This window comes from Amycolatopsis sp. NPDC101161 (genome assembly GCF_044768185.1).
GTDB lineage: Bacteria > Actinomycetota > Actinomycetes > Mycobacteriales > Pseudonocardiaceae > Amycolatopsis.
The window spans coordinates 273,665-290,017 of record NZ_JBIWPI010000008.1 but is presented as its reverse complement, the minus strand read 5'-3'; the positions used below and the strand labels follow the sequence as shown (position 1 = coordinate 290,017).

At 71.8% G+C, this 16,353-nt stretch carries 13 protein-coding genes; 9 read left to right on the top strand and 4 right to left on the bottom strand.

Annotated features, from left to right (window positions below; all coding sequences use genetic code 11):
* The first annotated feature begins 107 nt into the window (after positions 1-107).
* On the top strand, positions 108-2,555 hold the full coding sequence (locus ACIRSS_RS47915; protein ID WP_400908483.1) for a glycoside hydrolase family 3 N-terminal domain-containing protein: 2,448 nt from the start codon (positions 108-110) through the stop codon (positions 2,553-2,555).
* Between the two features lie 62 nt (positions 2,556-2,617).
* On the opposite strand, the gene ACIRSS_RS47910 is transcribed toward ACIRSS_RS47915, so the two are convergent.
* Positions 2,618-3,460, bottom strand: a complete 843-nt coding sequence (locus ACIRSS_RS47910; RefSeq protein ID WP_400908480.1) for a TIGR03620 family F420-dependent LLM class oxidoreductase — start codon at positions 3,458-3,460, stop codon at positions 2,618-2,620.
* A 99-nt stretch (positions 3,461-3,559) separates the two neighbouring features.
* On the opposite strand from ACIRSS_RS47910, the gene ACIRSS_RS47905 reads away from it, so the two are divergent.
* Complete coding sequence (locus tag ACIRSS_RS47905; RefSeq protein WP_400908478.1) at positions 3,560-4,423, top strand: LysR family transcriptional regulator; 864 nt, start codon at positions 3,560-3,562, stop codon at positions 4,421-4,423.
* Positions 4,424-4,490: 67 nt separating this feature from the next.
* On the opposite strand, the gene ACIRSS_RS47900 is transcribed toward ACIRSS_RS47905, so the two are convergent.
* On the bottom strand, positions 4,491-4,898 hold the full coding sequence (locus ACIRSS_RS47900) for a winged helix-turn-helix transcriptional regulator (RefSeq protein WP_400908476.1): 408 nt from the start codon (positions 4,896-4,898) through the stop codon (positions 4,491-4,493).
* A 154-nt stretch (positions 4,899-5,052) separates the two neighbouring features.
* On the opposite strand from ACIRSS_RS47900, the gene ACIRSS_RS47895 reads away from it, so the two are divergent.
* Positions 5,053-6,003, top strand: a complete 951-nt coding sequence (locus ACIRSS_RS47895) for an NADP-dependent oxidoreductase (RefSeq protein WP_400908830.1) — start codon at positions 5,053-5,055, stop codon at positions 6,001-6,003.
* Positions 6,004-6,033: 30 nt separating this feature from the next.
* Here the strand turns inward: ACIRSS_RS47895 and ACIRSS_RS47890 are convergent, their stop codons facing one another.
* Positions 6,034-6,606, bottom strand: a complete 573-nt coding sequence (locus ACIRSS_RS47890) for a PadR family transcriptional regulator (RefSeq protein WP_400908473.1) — start codon at positions 6,604-6,606, stop codon at positions 6,034-6,036.
* A 101-nt stretch (positions 6,607-6,707) separates the two neighbouring features.
* On the opposite strand from ACIRSS_RS47890, the gene ACIRSS_RS47885 reads away from it, so the two are divergent.
* From ACIRSS_RS47885 to ACIRSS_RS47860, 6 genes are read left to right on the top strand one after another with little or no spacing between them, the layout of a single operon-like run.
* Positions 6,708-8,261: a class I adenylate-forming enzyme family protein gene (locus ACIRSS_RS47885; RefSeq protein WP_400908470.1), complete on the top strand. Its 1,554-nt coding sequence runs from the start codon at positions 6,708-6,710 to the stop codon at positions 8,259-8,261.
* A gap of 5 nt (positions 8,262-8,266) precedes the next feature.
* Positions 8,267-10,699, top strand: a complete 2,433-nt coding sequence (locus tag ACIRSS_RS47880; protein ID WP_400908467.1) for a xanthine dehydrogenase family protein molybdopterin-binding subunit — start codon at positions 8,267-8,269, stop codon at positions 10,697-10,699.
* A 2-nt stretch (positions 10,700-10,701) separates the two neighbouring features.
* Positions 10,702-11,481 (top strand): enoyl-CoA hydratase/isomerase family protein, encoded by a 780-nt coding sequence (locus ACIRSS_RS47875; protein ID WP_400908464.1) that lies wholly within the window; start codon positions 10,702-10,704, stop codon positions 11,479-11,481.
* A gap of 9 nt (positions 11,482-11,490) precedes the next feature.
* Positions 11,491-12,396 (top strand): FAD binding domain-containing protein, encoded by a 906-nt coding sequence (locus ACIRSS_RS47870; protein ID WP_400908462.1) that lies wholly within the window; start codon positions 11,491-11,493, stop codon positions 12,394-12,396.
* A complete protein-coding gene (locus ACIRSS_RS47865) occupies positions 12,393-13,616 on the top strand; it encodes a 2Fe-2S iron-sulfur cluster-binding protein (RefSeq protein WP_400908460.1) in 1,224 nt (407 codons plus the stop codon). The genes ACIRSS_RS47870 and ACIRSS_RS47865 overlap by 4 nt, the downstream gene beginning before the upstream one ends.
* 30 nt (positions 13,617-13,646) lie before the next feature.
* On the top strand, positions 13,647-14,978 hold the full coding sequence (locus tag ACIRSS_RS47860; RefSeq protein WP_400908457.1) for an MFS transporter: 1,332 nt from the start codon (positions 13,647-13,649) through the stop codon (positions 14,976-14,978).
* Between the two features lie 341 nt (positions 14,979-15,319).
* Here ACIRSS_RS47860 and ACIRSS_RS47855 read toward each other — a convergent pair whose 3' ends face one another.
* Positions 15,320-16,312 (bottom strand): R2-like ligand-binding oxidase, encoded by a 993-nt coding sequence (locus ACIRSS_RS47855; RefSeq protein WP_400908455.1) that lies wholly within the window; start codon positions 16,310-16,312, stop codon positions 15,320-15,322.
* Between the last annotated feature and the right edge of the window lie 41 nt (positions 16,313-16,353).

Below are 16,353 nucleotides of genomic sequence, written 5' to 3'. Positions count from 1 at the left end.
CGGGCGTGCGGCCGCCGTTCGGCGCTTTACAGCCCAGGCGGAAGGTGCCTAGGGTGCGCTCGCCCCAATGCGGCCGGTCCGTACCGACCACGGCTGAAGGAGGTCAAGTGTTCCGCAACCACAGACGCAGTACCCGCGCCACCGTCACGGTGTTCGCGGCGGCGGCGCTACTCGCGGTTCCCGCGTTCACCGCCAGTAGCAGTGCCGCCATCGACCTGGGCGCCGCGCCCTGGCTGGACACCCATCGCCCGGTGCCGGCGCGGGTGGAGGCGCTGCTGCACGCGATGACGCTGCCCGAGAAGGTCGGCCAGATGGACCAGCAGCTGGTCGGCACGCTGACCGACGCGAACAGCGCGACGTGCGGCAACAACGGTTTCAACCTGCCCAATCCCGAGTGCATGCGGAAAATCCTGGTCGACGCCCACGTCGGCTCGATCCTCGCGGGCGGTACCGACAACCCGGTCGACACCACGGGCAAGGGCGGCGTGGGCAACACCGGCTACGACTGGGCGAACGAGTACAACATCATCCAGCAGTTCGCGATCAAGAACTCGCGCCTGCACCTGCCGGTGGTGTTCGGCGTCGACGCGGTGCACGGCTTCGGCCACCCGTGGCAGGCGCCGCTGTACCCGCAGTCCATCGGCATGGGCGCCACCTGGGACCCCGCGCTCGCGCAGGCCGGTGGCAAGGCGACCGCGGACGCCCTGCGCGCCACCGGCTGGAACTGGGACTTCGCGCCGGTCCAGGACATCGCGCGCGACAACCGGTGGGGCCGCACCTACGAGACGTGGGCCGAGCAGCCGGTCCTGGCGGCCGCGATGGGCGCCGCGAACATCAAGGGCATGCAGACGCCCGGCAAGCGCGGTGAGCTGAACGTCAGCGCGACGGTCAAGCACTTCGCCGGCTACTCGCAGTCGATCAACGGCCACGACCGGGCCGAGGCGCTGCTGCCCATGAACTACCTCCAGACGACGATCCTGCCGTCGTACGCGGCCGGGATCGACGCGGGCGCCGGGACCGTGATGGTCAACTCCGGTTCGATCAACGGCGTTCCCGCCACCTCGTCGCACTACCTGCTGACCGACGTCCTGCGCGGCCAGCTGCGCTTCCAGGGGGTCGTGATCAGCGACTACCAGGACGTCACCGCGTTGCAGACCGCCTACCACATCGCGCCGGACCTTTCGGGTGCCATCGCCGCCGCCGTGAACGCGGGCGTCGACATGAGCATGCAGGTCTCCGACCCGGCGGGGTGGCAGACCGCGATCCTGCAGGCCGTCGACACGGGCAAGATCTCGCACGCGCGGATCGACCAGGCCGTGCGCCGCATCCTCACGCTGAAGTTCCAGCTCGGCCTGTTCGACCAGCCGTGCGTGGCCGACCCGGCGAAACCGTGCGTCGACGCGAACGCCGCCGACGCCGCCGTCACCGCGGGCCGCGATCAGACGGCGAAGGCCGCGCGGGAGTCGATCACCCTGCTGCGCAACGAGAACAACGCGCTGCCCTTGCCGGCCGGCGCGAAGGTCGTGGTGACCGGTCCGAGCGCGGACTCGATGACCAACCAGCTCGGCGGCTGGAGCGTGAGCTGGCAGGGCGTGGCGGGTGCCGGGCACGTGTGCTGCATGGGCCCCGACAACCAGATCCCGCCGGGCACCACCGTGCTGGGCGGCATCCGGGCCGCGGACCCGGGCGCGGTCTACGCGCCGGACCAGGCCAGCGCCGTCGCGGCCGCGGCGGGCACCAGCGCCTACGTGGCGGTGGTGGGGGAGAAGGCCTACGCGGAAGGGCTGGGCGACAACCCGGCACCGGCCCTGGCGCCCGACCAGCAGGCCCTCATCTCGGCCCTGGAGGCGACCGGCAAACCGGTGATCGTCGTGGTCGTCGCCGGCCGGCCGGTCGGGCTGGGCCCGGCGGAGAAGGCGAACGCGGTGCTGATGGCCTACCAGGGAAGCACGGAAGCCGGCACGGCGGTGGCGGATGTGCTGTTCGGCAAGACGAACCCGGCGGGCAAGCTGCCGATCAGCTGGCCGTCCGACGCGCCGGCCGTCGGCCCCGACTTCGCCGGCACGGCCCCGTCCCCGCTGGGGGACCAGCCGAAGTTCTTCGACCAGCTGCCCAGCACCGCGTCCGGTCCGGGCAACGCGTACAACCCGCAGTTCCCGTTCGGGTACGGCCTGTCGTACACGACGTTCACCCACACGAACCTGGCGGTGACGCCGAAGGCCGCGCGCGACGGCACGGCCACCGCGACGTTCACGGTCACCAACACCGGAACCCGCGCCGGCACCGACATCGTGCCGGTGTACGTGGCCCAGCCGGTGAGCCCGGTGGTCGTCCCGCCGCAGCGGCTGGTCGGCTTCGCGCGGGTGACGCTCGACCCGGGCCGGTCCCAGGTGGTGCGCGTCTCCTTCCCGGCGGCCACGCTGGCCGAAAGCGCGCCGGACATCAACGCGTCCGGCCCGCCCGCCGTGGTGCCGGGCGGTTATGTGCTGCAGCTGGACAAGAACGGTACGACGCCGTACGCGGTCGACGTGTCGGCGCCCTTCGTGATCCAGTAGCACGGTGCGGGGCGACGCCGGCGCGTCGCCCCGCACTACCGTTCCGGGCAGTGGCCGAATCGCTACGCCCGCAACGCTTCCAGGTCACGCGCTGCCGTCTCGATCGCGCGCAGGTCTTCGATCGGATCCGCGCCCATCGCGTGCAGGCCCACGTGGTTCGCCCCCGCGTCGATTTCCGCGCGGATGCCGGCCACGATGGCCGTCGCGTCGCCGTGGAGCACGAGCGCGTCGATCAACCGGTCGCTGAACGGTTCGATCAGGTCCTGGTCGGTGTAGCCGATTCGCCGGAGGTTGTTGGCGTAGTTGGCGATCCCGAGCATGGGGCGCAGCCCGGCCCGGCTGGTCTCCCGGGCCCGGGAGACGTCGGTGTCCAGCAGCACGCCGTGGCCGGGCACCACAAGCTTGGCCGGTCCCAGGGCCTCCCGGGCGCGGCGGGTGTGTTCGGGCGTCACCTGGAGCGTGAGCGTGCCCGCAGCGCGCTCGGCGGCCAGCCGGAGCATCTTCGGGCCGAGTGCGGCCAGCAGAACGTGCTCGGCGGGGACGCCGGCGGCGGCCAGGGTGTCCAGGTAGCCGGCGATCTTCGCCACCGGCGACGTGTACCCGGTGTCGACTTCCCGGTGGCCGGCGCCGATGCCGATGAGCAGGCGATCGGGGTGCTTGCCGGCGATCCGGTGGTAGGAGTCCGCGACGGTTCCCGCGTCGGCCTGCCACACGTTGAGCACGCTGGTGCCCACCACGATCCGGCTGGTGGCGTCGAGCAGGCGCTCCGCCGCGAGGAGATCGGCGGCCGGCGACGCCGCCAGCCAGATCGCGCCGTAGCCGGCTTCTTCCAGCGCTACGGCGTCCGTCGCGGTCGCCCCGGCAGCGGTCAGGTAGGCGCCGAGCGGCCCGAGTTCGATGGTCATGATCACGACTACAACACCGGACGGCGGCGCGAACCAGCGTCAACCACTACGTGCTGCGATAAGCTGATCTTATCGTCGATCCGGACTGGGGCGGGAAGCATGGAGCTGCGGGCGCTGCGCTATTTCGTCGCCGTCGCCGACGAGCTGCACTTCGGGCGGGCCGCCGAGCGGCTGCACGTCGCCCAGCCCGCGGTCAGCCAGCAGATCGCCCGGCTGGAGCGGGAGCTCGGGGTCCGGCTGCTCGACCGGTCGCCCCGCCGGGTCCGGCTCACCGCGGCCGGGCAGCGCGTGCTCGACGCGGCGCGCGGCACGCTCGCCGCGGCCGGCCAGGTGCAGCTGGCGGCGAAGCAGGTCCCGACGACGGTCCGCATCGGCACCGCCGCCGGCCTGACCGCCCGCCTGGAACGCGGTATCGACGCCCTGCGCGAGCGGGCGCCGGAGTTCGACGTGGTGCTGGTCGACCTGCCGGTCGAGGCCCGGCTCAACGCTCTCCGGCAGGGTGACCTCGACTTGGCGCTGACGCGCGGCGTGGGCACCGTACCCGGGCTCACGGTGCTGCCGGCCTGGGAGGAGAACTTGCTGGCGGTGGTGTCCAAGCACCACCCGGCCGCCGACGGCGGTGCCGTCGGCCTGACCGAGCTGGCCGGCGACACGCTGCGCTTGCCCGCCCGGGAGCACGACCCGGCGTTGTACGACGCGGTGGTCCTGGCGCTGCGCGACACCGGCCTGTGCCCGCCGGCGGGCCGCCCGACCGGAACGCTCCAGGACACGATCGTCGAAGTCGGCTCGGACTCCCGAAGCTGGACGGTGCTGCCCGCCGACCAGGTCGCCGAGATCCACTCGACCCGCGTCCGGGCGATCCCGCTCGAACCGGCGATCACGATCGCCGGCGGCGTCGTTGTGGCCGAAGACGCGGGCAGCGCGGCCGAATGCGCGGTGGCGGCCTTCCGGGACCGTCCATAAGGGACAATCCCGTGCCACCCGGACCCGGCGTGGAGTCCACAGTGGACTCGTCCGGGCCGTGGCGCGTTCAGGCTTGCGCGGTGTTCTCGCCGACGCAGGATGCCGCGGACGCGCCGGCGCGGGCGGCGTTGTCGATGTTGTCTTCGACCCAGCTGCGCAGCATGCCCAGGGGTACGGCCGCGCTGCGTCCGAGCTCGGTGAGCGAGTATTCGACGTGGGGTGGCACGGCGGGGTAGACGGTGCGATCGACCAGGCCGGACTCCTCCAGGCGCCGCAAAGTCTGGGTCAGCACTTTCGGGCTGACTCCCTGCAGGTGCCGCTGGAGCCGGCCGAACCGCTGCGGACCGTCTTCGAGCGCGCCGATGGCCAACGCGGACCACTTGTTCGCCAGCAGGTCCAGCATCGCCCGGCACGGGCACTGAGCCGCGTAGACGTCGTGGTCGGAATGCTGTCCCGTCAGGCAGACGGTGGTCATGGCAAGCCTCTCACCTCGATACTTCCCGTTGGGAAGTTGTATCCCTTGCGGGTAACTATATCCCCGGACCTACGTTGTCCGGGTCCAGGGAAAGATCACCTCGTGCTCTTTCCCCGTAGCTGATCCGAGGAGAGAACCAGTGTCCGACACATCGATGCGCGCCGTCGTCCAGCACGCCCTCGGCGGTCCCGACGTGCTTTCGGTGCAGGAAGTAGCCCGCCCGGAACCGTTGCCCACCGAAGTCCGGGTGAAGGTGCACGCGGCCGGCGTCAACCCGGTGGACTGGAAGACGCGGGCCGGGGCCGGAATGGCCGGCGTGCTCGGTGCGCCTCCGTTCATCCTGGGCTGGGACGTCTCGGGTGTGGTGGAGAAGGTCGGCTTCGGTGTCACGACCCTGCGGGAAGGGGACGAGGTCTACGGCATGCCCTGGTTCCCGCGCGCGGCCGGCGGCTACGCCGAATACGTCACCGCACCGGCGCGGCAGTTCGCCCGCAAGCCCTCGAGCGTCAGCCACGAGCAGGCCGCGGCGGTGCCGCTCGCCGCGCTCACCGCGTGGCAGGCCTTGGTGGACACCGCGCACGTACAGCCGGGGCAGCGCGTGCTGGTGCACGCGGCCGCCGGCGGGGTCGGGCACCTGGCGGTCCAGTTCGCCAAGCACCTCGGCGCCCACGTGCTCGGCACCGCGCGGGCCGGCGGCCACGACTGGCTCACCAAGCTCGGCGCGGACGAGCTGATCGACTACACCGCCGTCCGGTTCGAGGACGCGGTCTCCGACGTCGACGTCGTGCTCGACCTGGTCGGCGACCACCACGACAACACCAGTACGCGGTCGCTGGAGGTGCTGCGCCCGGGTGGGCTGCTGGTCGCCGTCCCGGCCGGGGTGTCGCCCGAGCTGGCCGCCGCGGCCGAGGCGAAGGGCGTGCGGGTGTCCCCGTTCCTGGTCGAGCCGGACGGCCCCGCGCTCACCACCATCGGAGCGCTGATCGACTCCGGCGAGGTCGTGGTGGAGGTCGAAGAGGTGTTCCCGCTCGAGCGGGTCGCCGAGGTGCACACCCGCGGCGAGTCCAACCGCACCCGCGGCAAGCTCGTCCTGCGCGTCGCGTAAAGCGGGACTTCGAGCCGCGGGCAGGGCACCTTATTCCTGGAGCGAGTGCTTTCCGATCTCGAAGTCGCCGCGGGCGGCGCGGTCGCACACGCCGCGCCAGAACTCGAGGGCCGCGTACTCCATGCCCAGCCCGAGTTCCAGCGTGATCATCCGGCCGGCCACCTCTTCGATGTGACCGAAGCGGCGCTGCATCTCCTCGTACTCGGCGATCCGGCGCTCGTGCTGCTCGACCTGCCCCTTCGCGAGCCGTGCGACGTCGTCCGGGCCGGCCAGCTCGCTGAAGAAGAGCTTGATCTCCGCCACGTCGCGCAGCTCGAAGTGCTCGTTCACCGGCTCGGCCACCCAGTCGCGCAGCACCTTGCGGCCGGCTTCGGTGATCGAGAACGTCTTGCGCCGGCGTCCGGAGTCCTCCTCGTCGAGCTCCAGGAGGCCGGCCTCCTCGAGCCGCTTGGGCTCCGAGTACAGCTGCGCGTGCGGGAAGTTCCAGAAGTACCCCACCGACCGGCCGATCGCGCGCTTGAGGTCGTAGGACGTGGACGGCCCGCGCAGGGCGATCATCCCGAGCACCACGTACGACGTCGTCGACAACCGAACCGTTGACATGCTCCGAACCATATCGTAGGTTCGCAACAATCCGAAACAGATGGTCTGTATCGTACTGTTAGGTGCAGGCGGTCGACCACTGTCGCGATGGAGGGACGGTCATGGATCTGGGCACGGTTCTGCGCTGGACGGCGGAGCGTTATCCCCGGCGTCGCGCGGTGGGTGGCGGACGTCCCATGACCTACGCCGAGTGGGACGCGCACACCGATCGCCTGGCCCGGGCCCTGGCCGAGCTCGGCGTCCGGCCCCGCGACCGGGTGGTGCTCTCGCTGGCCGGCGGGGAACCGCTGGCCAGCCTGCACCTGGCCGCGCAGAAGCTCGGTGCCGTCTCGGTGCCGCTGTCGTACCGGTTCGCGCCCCCCGAGCTCGCCTACTGCGTCGCCGACGCCTTGCCCGCCCTGGTGATCACCGACGCTTCGACCGAGGCTCTCGCGGACGAAGCGCTGGCCGGCCTGCCCCCGGTGCCCCGGATCGCCTCCGGGCCGCCGGACGAGGACACCATCGAGCGCCTGGCGCTGCGGCAGCCGAGCGGCGCCCCGGACGTCCGGGTGGCCGACACGGACATCAGCGTGATGCTCTACACCTCGGGCACCACCGGGAAACCGAAGGGCGTGCCGCGCACGCACTCCGCCGAGCACCACGCGGCGATCGCGCACCTGATCCAAAGTGGACAGTCCCGCTTCGACGCCACCCTCGGCGTGATGCCGCTGTTCCACACCATGGGGCTGCGCACCCTGCTGGCCACCCTGGTCGGCGCGGGAACCTGGGTGCCGCAGGTGAAGTTCGACGCGGACGAGGCACTGGAACTGATCACCGCGGAGGGGATCGGCTCGCTGTACCTGGTGCCGACGATCTACTGGTCGCTGGTGCGCACCGGCCGGCTCGCCGAGGCGCGGACCGTGCGCCGGCTGGCCTACGCGGGCTCGTCGATGACCCCGGCGCTGGCCGAGCAGCTCGCCGGCGCGCTGGACCCGGAGTCCTTCGTCAACCACTTCGGCAGCACCGAGATCTACACCTTCACCATCGGCCCGGACGTGCTCGCGAAGCCGGGGTCGGCCGGCCGCGCCGGGATCTTCTCCCGGGTCCGGCTGGTGGACCCGGACCCCGCCGCGCCGCCGGACGCCGAGGTGCGGCCGGGGGAGCAGGGCCAGATCGCCATCTCGATGGCCAGCCCCGAGGCGTTCGCCGGGTACTGGCACCGGGCGGACGCCAACGCCAAGTCCATCCGCGACGGCTGGTACTTCCCCGGCGACCTGGCGAGCGCCGACGAGGACGGGGACCTCTGGGTCGCCGGCCGCGTCGACGACATGATCAACTCCGGCGGCGAGAACATCTACCCCGACGAGATCGAGGACGCGCTGATCCGCTGCGCGGCGGTGCGCGAGGTGGTCGTGGTCGGCATGGCCGACGACCGGTGGGGCCAGGCCGCGACCGCGTTCTTCGTCCCCGCCGAAGGCATGACCCCCGAGCACGCGACGGAGGTGCTGGAGGCCTTCGTCCGCGAGCAGTCCGGGCTGCCGTCGTTGAAGCGCCCCAAGCGGTTCGTCGCCGTCGACACCATCCCCAAGTCCGGCGTGGGCAAGATCCTGCGCCGCGAACTGAGCTCCGGTAACTACCGCGCGCTGTCCGACAGCGCCGCAGAAGCAGGCAGGTGAGCCGCATGACCGCAGTCGCCGACAAACCGGCCCGGAGGACCGCGCGGATCGAAGACCCCGCGCTGCTCACCGGCCGCGGCCGGTTCCTCGACGACCTGGACCCGTTGCCCGGCACGCTGACCGCGGCCGTGGTGCGCAGCCCGCACCCGCACGCCCGGATCCGGAGCGTCGACCTCGAGCGGGCCCGCCGGCACCCCGGCGTCGCCGCGGTGATCGGCCCCGACGAGGTCAAGGCGACCCTGCGCCCGTTCCCCTTGGCGCTCAAGGCACCCATGCCGTACTACCCGACGGCGACGGACAAGGTGCGCTTCGTCGGCGAACCGGTCGCGGTGGTCGTCGCCAACGACCGGTACCTGGCCGAGGACGCCGCGGAGCTCGTCGAAATCGACTACGAGCCGCTGCCGCCGGTGGTCGACGTGGAGAAGGCCCTCCTGCCGGACGCGCCGCGGCTGCACGAGGACGCGGACGGCAACGTCGCCACCGACCGGACCTTCAGCTTCGGTGACGTGGACGGCGTGTTCGCGCGGGCGGACCACGTGGTGAAGGGCAAGTACGACTTCCCGCGCTACTCGTCCACGCCGATGGAGTGCTACTCGGTCGTCGCCGAGTGGCAGGACGAAGGAGACGGCCCGGCCATCCAGGCGTGGGCGAACTTCCACGGCCCGTTCTCCATGGTCGCGGTGCTGGCCGGCGCGTTCGGCCTGCCGACGTCGCGGATCCGGCTGATGATCCCGGCCGACAACGGCGGCAGCTTCGGCATCAAGGCGGGCATCTACCCCTACGTCGCGCTGATGGCGCTGGCCAGCAAGCACGCGGGCCGGCCGGTGCGCTGGACCGAGGACCGCATCGAGCACCTGCTGGCCAGCTCGGCCGGCTCGGACCGGGCGATGTGGTTCGAGGCCGCCGTCTCGGCCGACGGCACGGTGCAGGCGCTGCGCGCCGACCTGGTGGACAACGTGGGTGCCTACCTGCGGCCGCCGGAACCCAGCACGCTCTACCGCTGCTTCGGCAACATCACCGGCGCCTACAAGATCGACGCCGTCGAAATCCGCTCGCGCGCGGTGGTCACGAACAAGACGCCCACCGGGCTCAACCGCGGCTTCGGTGGCCAGCAGCTGTACTTCGGCCTGGAACGGCTGATGGACAAGGTCGCCGAGACCTGCGGCCTGGACCCCGTCGAGCTGCGCAAGCGGAACTTCGTGCGCCACGAAGACTTCCCGTACGCCACCCCGACCGGCGGCATCTACGACTCCGGCGACTACGACCGCGCGCTGGACCTGGTCGTGAAGAACGCGAACTACCAGGCCCTGCGCGAAAAGCAGCGGGAAGCGCGGGCCCGGGGTGAGTACTTCGGCCTGGGCGTGGCCACCATCGTGGACCCGTCCGCGACCAACATCGGCTACGTCGGCCTGGCCACCCCGGCCGAGCAGCGGGCGTCCGGGCGCGGCAAGTCCGGCTCCACCGAGCACGTCCGGATCAGCGTCGACCCCAACGGGCTGGTCTCGGTGCTGCTGGGGACCGTGCCGCAGGGCCAGGGCCACGCCACCGTCGCCCAGCAGGTGGTCGCCGACCAGCTCGGCCTGCCGCTGGACCAGGTGCGCCCGCTCGTCGAGATGGACACCGCCACCACGCCGTGGACGATCAGCTCGGGCAGCTACTCCTCGCGGTTCGCGCCGCTGCTGACCAGCGCGCTGGTGGAAGCCGCGGAAAAGCTCGCGGAGACGATCAAGATCGCCGGTGCCACCTTGCTCGGTGTCGCCGCCGATGAGGTGGAGCTGGCCGAGGGCCGGATCCGGCAGCGCGCCGAGCCGGGCCGGGCGGTCTCGTTCAAGCACGCGGCCGGGCTGGTGCACTGGGACCCCGGCGCGCTGCCGGACGGCACCTCCGCCCGCCTGTACGAGGAGGCCGCGTTCACCCCGCCGCAGTCGAAGGCGGCCAGCCGCTCGGACCAGATCAACTCGAGCCTGTGCTACGGCTTCGTCGCCGAACTCGCCGTCGTCCGGATCGACCCGGAGACCCGGGAGGTGAAGCTCGAGCAGGTGGTCACCGTGCACGACGCCGGCACGATCCTCAACCCGACCCTGCTCGAAGGCCAGGTGCACGGCGCGCTCGCGCACGCACTGGGCGGGGCGCTGTTCGAGGAGATGCGCTACACCGACGCCGGGCAGCCCACCGCCACCTTCATGGACTACCTGTGCCCGACCACCGCCGAAACCACGTTCGAGCTGAACAGCGACCACCTGGAAACGCCGTCGCCGCTGACCCGGCTCGGCGCGAAGGGCTGTGGCGAAGGCAGCTGCATGAGCCTGCCGGTCGCGATCGCCAACGCGGTCGCGGACGCGCTCGCCCCGGCCGGCGTCGACATCACGAGCCTGCCCCTGCACGGAAACGTGCTCCACGAGCTGCTGAGCGGCAGCACCACGGAAAGGAACCACTGACGATGGCACTCACCGGAGGCGAGATCAGGCTCGACCGCGGCCACGACGGCCAGGTCGCCTACCTGACCCTCGATCACGGCAAGTACAACATCATCACCTGGGAGACCCGCCAGGTGATGGCCGACCGGTTCGCCGAGATCGACGCCGACGACGAGATCAAGGTCGTCGTCGTCCAGGCCGAGGGGGAGCACTTCTCCTCCGGCGGCGACATCGCCGGGTTCATGGAGGTCGACCCGATCGACTTCACCGACCTGGGCCAGAACGTCACCGCCGCGGCGCGCAGCCCCAAGCCGGTGATCACCGCGGTCGACGGCTACTGCTTCGGTGTCGGGCTCGAACTCGCGCTGTCCACCGACATCCGGGTGGCGACCAAGCGCGCCGAGTTCGCGCTGCCGGAGATGCGGCTGGGCATGATCCCCGGCTCCGGCGGCACGCAGCGCCTCGCCCGGCTGATCGGCCTTTCCCGCGCGAAGTACCACGTGATGACCGCGTCGCGGATCAACGCGCAGCAGGCCGGCGACTGGGGCCTGGTGGCGAACGTGGTCGAGGACCGCGCCGCGCTGGACGCCGAGGTGGAGCGGATCGTGGGCGTGCTGCTCGGGTTCTCCCCGCTGGCCGCCCGCACCGCCAAGGAGGTGCTCGACAAGGGCGTCGACGCGCCGCTGTACTCCGGGATCGAGCTGGAGCGCAAGGCGTACTCGATGCTGCGCTCCAGCAAGGACTTCGCCGAGGGCGTCGCCGCGTTCGCCGACAAGCGCGCGCCGAAGTTCCAGGGGCGGTGAGGTGAAACCATGAAGGCCGCACCGTTCGCTTACGTCCGGCCGTCGAGTCTGCCCGACGCGATCGCCGAACTGGCGGGCGCGGGCGGCGGCGGCAAGGTCATCGCCGGTGGGCAGTCGCTGGTGCCGGTACTGGCCATGCGGCTCGCCCGCCCGGAAACCCTGGTGGACATCAACTCCGTCGCGGAGCTCGACCGGATCGCCACCGCGGGCGGGTACCTGGAGATCGGCGCCACGGTGCGCCAGCGCCGGGTCGAGCGGGACCCGGTCGCCGCCGTGGTTCCCTTGCTGGGTATGGCTTTGCCGTGGGTCGGGCACCGGGAACTGCGCAGCCGCGGCACCGTGTGCGGGAGCCTCGCGCACGCCGACCCGGCCGCCGAGCTGCCGGCCGTGGCGTGCTGCCTGAACGCCGAACTGACCGTGACCGGACCCGGCGGCGCCCGCCGGGTGCCGGCGCGGGAGTTCTTCTCCGGCGCGATGACGACCGCGCTCGGGGCCGACGACATCCTGACCGCGGTGCGGTTCCCGGTCGCGGGGACGGGCGAGGGTTTCGGGTTCGCCGAGATCGCGCGCCGGCACGGCGACTTCGCGCTCGCCGGCGTCGTCGCCCGGGTCCGGGTGCGCGGCGCGGAGACGGACGCGGAGCTGACCGGGTTCGGCGTGTCCGACCGGCCGGTCACCCGCTCGGTCCGGGGCGAGCTCACCGCCGCGCTGAGTGAGAGCGGCGGCGACGTGAGCCGTCTGGCGAGCGCGCTGGCCGACCCGCTCACCGCGGTGGCGGAGGAGCTGGTCGACACCGAAGGCGACGCCCACGCGTCGCGCGACTACCGCCGCCGGCTGTTCCGCACGCTGGCGGTCCGGGAACTGGGCAAGGCATACGAGCGCGCTCGCCGGAGCGCCGGTGAGGTGGACTCGTGACGACCGAAGTGGTGGCACAGAACGGAAAACCCCGGGCCGTCAAGGCCGCGGCGGACGACCTCGTCGAGGTCAGGATGACGGTCAACGGCACGCCCGCCGTGCTCAGCCTGCCCGCGCGGGTCACGCTCGCCGACGCGCTGCGGGACCACCTCGGGCTCACCGGCACGCACGTGGGCTGCGAGCACGGCGTGTGCGGGATGTGCACGGTGCTCGTGGACGGCGAGGCGGCCCGGGCCTGCCTGCTGTTCGCGGTCCAGCTCGACGGGACGGACATCGTCACCGTCGAGGGCCTCGGCCGGCCGGACGACCTGCACCCGCTGCAGGAGGCCTTCGGCCGCAACCACGCGCTGCAGTGCGGTTTCTGCACGCCGGGCTTCCTGATGAGCTCCTACGACCTGCTCAGCAACAAGCCCGAGGTGACCTCGGAAGAACTGCCCGAAGAACTGTCCGGGGTCATCTGCCGCTGCACCGGCTACCGCAACATCCTCACCGCCGTCAAGGAAACGCACGATGCGTACCCCGACGGCCTTCCCGCCCCGGGCAACTGCGCGCACCGCGCGCTCGTCGGCCGGGCCACCGGTCAGGCGGGCGGCAGCACCGACGGCCGCGAGGCCGCCGAGCACACCGAGGACACCCGCCGGATCGACATCGTGCTGCCGGACGGGGAGCCGACGATCGCCGTCGACATCACGACCGAGATCGGCGTGCCGGTGGACGCGGTGTGGCGCGTGTTCGACGACGTCTCGCTGCTCGCCCGCTGCCTGCCCGGCGCGGAGCTCACCGAAGACCTGGGCGAGGACCACTACGCCGGCCGCGCGCGCGTGTCGGTCGGCCCGATCAAGCTCGCCTTCAAGGGCGTCGCGCACGTCGTCGAGCACGACCGCGCCGGTCAGCGCCTGCGCGTCCTCGCGCAAGGGCAGGACACCGGTGGCGCGCAGACCCAGGCCGACATCGTGCTGCGCACCGAAGCCACGGCCACCGGCACCGCGATGCGAGCCGAAGCGAAGGTGTACCTCACCGGCCGCATCGCGCAGTTCGGCCGGGCGCTGGCCGGGGACGTCAGCCGGCGCATGTTCGAGCAGTTCGCGGACGCGCTGCGCGAAGCCGCGACGTCCGGGCAGGCACCCAGCGGCCCGGTCAAGGCGCCGAGCGCGCTGAAACTCCTGTTCGCCCCGCTGATCGACCGGCTCCGGGCCGTCCTGCGCCGCAAGTCCCGCTGATCCCGGTCCTTATCCCGTAAGGGGAAAACCTTGGCACCCGATATCGCACCACGGCCGAAGTCGCCTCGTGCCGCGGTATTCGCTTCCGTCGCCGGCTGGTCCTTCGACCTGTTCGACCTGTTCCTGCTGCTGTACGTGGCCGGACCGATCAGCAAGAACATCTTCCCCAGCACCAGCCCCACCCTGGGCATCGCCGCGGTGTTCGGTTCGTTCGCGGTCACCGTCGTGATGCGCCCGGCGGGCGCCGCGATCTTCGGCGAGCTGGCGGACCGCAAGGGACGCAAGGGAACCATGGTGCTCGTGATGGGCGGCGTCGGCGTCACCACGGCCGCGATGGGGCTGGTCCCGTCCCACGCCGCGGTGGGCGTGCTCGCGCCGATCCTGTTCCTGGCGCTGCGCGTCGCGCAGGGGCTGTTCGTCGGCGGCGTCACCGCGACCACGCACACGCTCGGCACGGAGAGCATCGGCGCGCGCTGGCGCGGCCTGATGAGTGGGCTGATCGGGGCCGGCGGAGCGGGTCTCGGTGCGGCGCTGGCCAGCGTGGCGTACATCGTGGTCACGGCGATCTTCCCCGGCCCGGCGTTCGACCAGTGGGGCTGGCGGGTGCTGTTCTTCTGCGGCTTGCTCAGCGCGTTGCTGAGCCTGTTCGTGCTGCGCAAGGTCGAGGAGTCCCCGGAGTTCCAAGCGAAACGGCGCGCGCCGGTGGCGTTCCGGGAGCTGGTCCGCGGCCGGGGCAAGAAGATCCTCGCCCGCAACATCGCGGTGGCCGCCGGTGGTGGTGCGCAGTACTACCTGACGTCGGGGTACCTGCCCACGCTGCTCAGCGAGGTGGTCGGGGTCCCGGCCGGCCGGCGCGGCACCATCCTGCTGGTCAGCAGCGTCCTGGTGATCGGGGCCGCGATCGCCGCGGGCCACCTGAGCGAACGGCTCGGCCGCCGCCGGACCATGCTCGGGTTCGGCGTGGGCAACCTCATCGCGTTGCCGTTGCTCACCTGGGGAATCGCCGCCGCCGGGAGTGGCCGCGGCGCGGTCGTGGCGCTGTTGTGCGTGGTCATGGTGATGCTGTCGAACGCCGCGTACGCGCCGCTGATGATCTTCCTCAACGAGCAGTACCCGACCGAGCTGCGCGCCCGGGGCACGGCGGTGAGCTGGAACCTCGGCTTCATGCTGGGCGGCTTGATGCCGACGCTGGTCAGCCTGCTCAGCCCGCAGCTGTCGGACGTTCCTTCACGGCTGGCGATCTTCTTGGTGGGAGCGGCTTTGGTGTTCGTCATCGCGCTGCTGTCCGGCCCGGAAACCCGAGGCGCGCTGGACCGCGACCGCAGCGTTCGGACTGTCGCCGACGACGCCACCCGCACCTGACGGCGGCTTCGGCTGCGAGACCGGCAGACTGCTGCACAGCACCGCCGAGGGCAGCTCGGGCACATCCCCGTGCCCGAGCTGCCCTGCGTTTGTGCCGCAGCGGAAACCCGCGGCAATCCCGAAGCCATCGCCTCGACCGGGGCCGTCGCGGCGCAGCTCGACGTGAGCGACTCCGGCTGCGCGAAGTGCCGGGTGATCGCCGACCTGGCGCGGATCGTGCTCAGCGGGCCGATCGCCCGGGGCACCCCCGCCCGCTCGCCGCCCCCAACCTGCTGGCTGGTGCACAGCTCGCTGCCCGACGAGGTGGGCCTCGTCGGGCAGCATGACGGTCGCCCAGCGGGTCACACCGGGCGCTTGAACGCCACGACGGCCCGATGGCCGTCCGAGTGGCTCCCTTCCCGCTCTATCTCGCGCTCCAGGCGCATCGGCGTGGGGTCGCGGTCGATCTCCTCCACGCGGCGACCGCGGGCCTGCGAGACCGCGTCCAGGCGGCGGCCGACGTCGCTCAGCGCCGAACCCATCAACCCTTGCACGCTGATCCCGAACGGCGCTCCCGGTCCGAACGGCGCCAGCAGTTCGCCGATCATCTCGGTGACGAGCGGCAGCAGCTCCTGCGTGCGTTGCAGGACGATCGCCCAGTTCGCGTCGTCGGCCGCGACGTGCCGGCGGCACGTGAACGTGCCCCACGCGGTGTGGCGGCGTTCGTCGGCGGCGATGTTCTCGACGATGCGGACGAGGCCGGGGAAGATGGCGCGGCTGCGGCAGATGCGCGCCGCGGCGGTGTAGCACGTCAAGGCGAGGCAGCCTTCGACGATGTGGTTGTGGGTCACCGCGGCCCGGATCTGCGCGGCCGGCGAGTGGTCGTCGGTGAGGGCGTACAGCGCCCAGGACAGCTCTTCCAGGAAGGCCCGGCGGCGGACGTCCCCGGTCTCGGTGAACCACGGCAGGGAGTCGCTCATCCCGACCGCGTCGAACCACGAGCGCAGCGCCAGGGTGTGCTTCGCCTCTTCGAACACGAGCTGCGTCAGGTACGTCTCGTCGTGCCGCCGGTTCTCGGTGGCCATCGCCGTCACGAGCGGCTGCAGGTCCTGGGGCGCCGACTCGCCGATCGAGATGAGGTTCGCCACGAACAGGCAGGTCAGCCGCCGCTCGCGGGGGGACAGCGTGGCGAAATCGGCTGCGTCGTCGGTGAGGTCGATGTCGTCGGGGTTCCAGAACGTCGCGTTGCCGTCGCGGAACAGCTGCCGGGGGACTGGGTCTGGCCGCCGCCCGGTGCGGGCTTCGCCGCCGAACCCGGGGTGGCGGCTGGGCTCGATGGCGCGGATGAGGGACATGGCCACTCCAGGTGTCCGGGTGCTCTGGCCGCCAGGATCAC

Bases quoted from the DNA above. Each gene is read 5' to 3' on its own strand.
- ACIRSS_RS47855 (WP_400908455.1), bottom strand. From the start codon at position 16,312: ATGTCCCTCATCCGCGCCATCGAGCCCAGCCGCCACCCCGGGTTCGGC.
- ACIRSS_RS47880 (WP_400908467.1), top strand. From the start codon at position 8,267: ATGACCGCAGTCGCCGACAAACCGGCCCGGAGGACCGCGCGGATCGAA.
- ACIRSS_RS47905 (WP_400908478.1), top strand. From the start codon at position 3,560: ATGGAGCTGCGGGCGCTGCGCTATTTCGTCGCCGTCGCCGACGAGCTG.
- ACIRSS_RS47895 (WP_400908830.1), top strand. From the start codon at position 5,053: ATGCGCGCCGTCGTCCAGCACGCCCTCGGCGGTCCCGACGTGCTTTCG.
- ACIRSS_RS47890 (WP_400908473.1), bottom strand. From the start codon at position 6,606: ATGTCAACGGTTCGGTTGTCGACGACGTCGTACGTGGTGCTCGGGATG.
- ACIRSS_RS47885 (WP_400908470.1), top strand. From the start codon at position 6,708: ATGGATCTGGGCACGGTTCTGCGCTGGACGGCGGAGCGTTATCCCCGG.
- ACIRSS_RS47870 (WP_400908462.1), top strand. From the start codon at position 11,491: ATGAAGGCCGCACCGTTCGCTTACGTCCGGCCGTCGAGTCTGCCCGAC.
- ACIRSS_RS47900 (WP_400908476.1), bottom strand. From the start codon at position 4,898: ATGACCACCGTCTGCCTGACGGGACAGCATTCCGACCACGACGTCTAC.
- ACIRSS_RS47910 (WP_400908480.1), bottom strand. From the start codon at position 3,460: ATGACCATCGAACTCGGGCCGCTCGGCGCCTACCTGACCGCTGCCGGG.
- ACIRSS_RS47875 (WP_400908464.1), top strand. From the start codon at position 10,702: ATGGCACTCACCGGAGGCGAGATCAGGCTCGACCGCGGCCACGACGGC.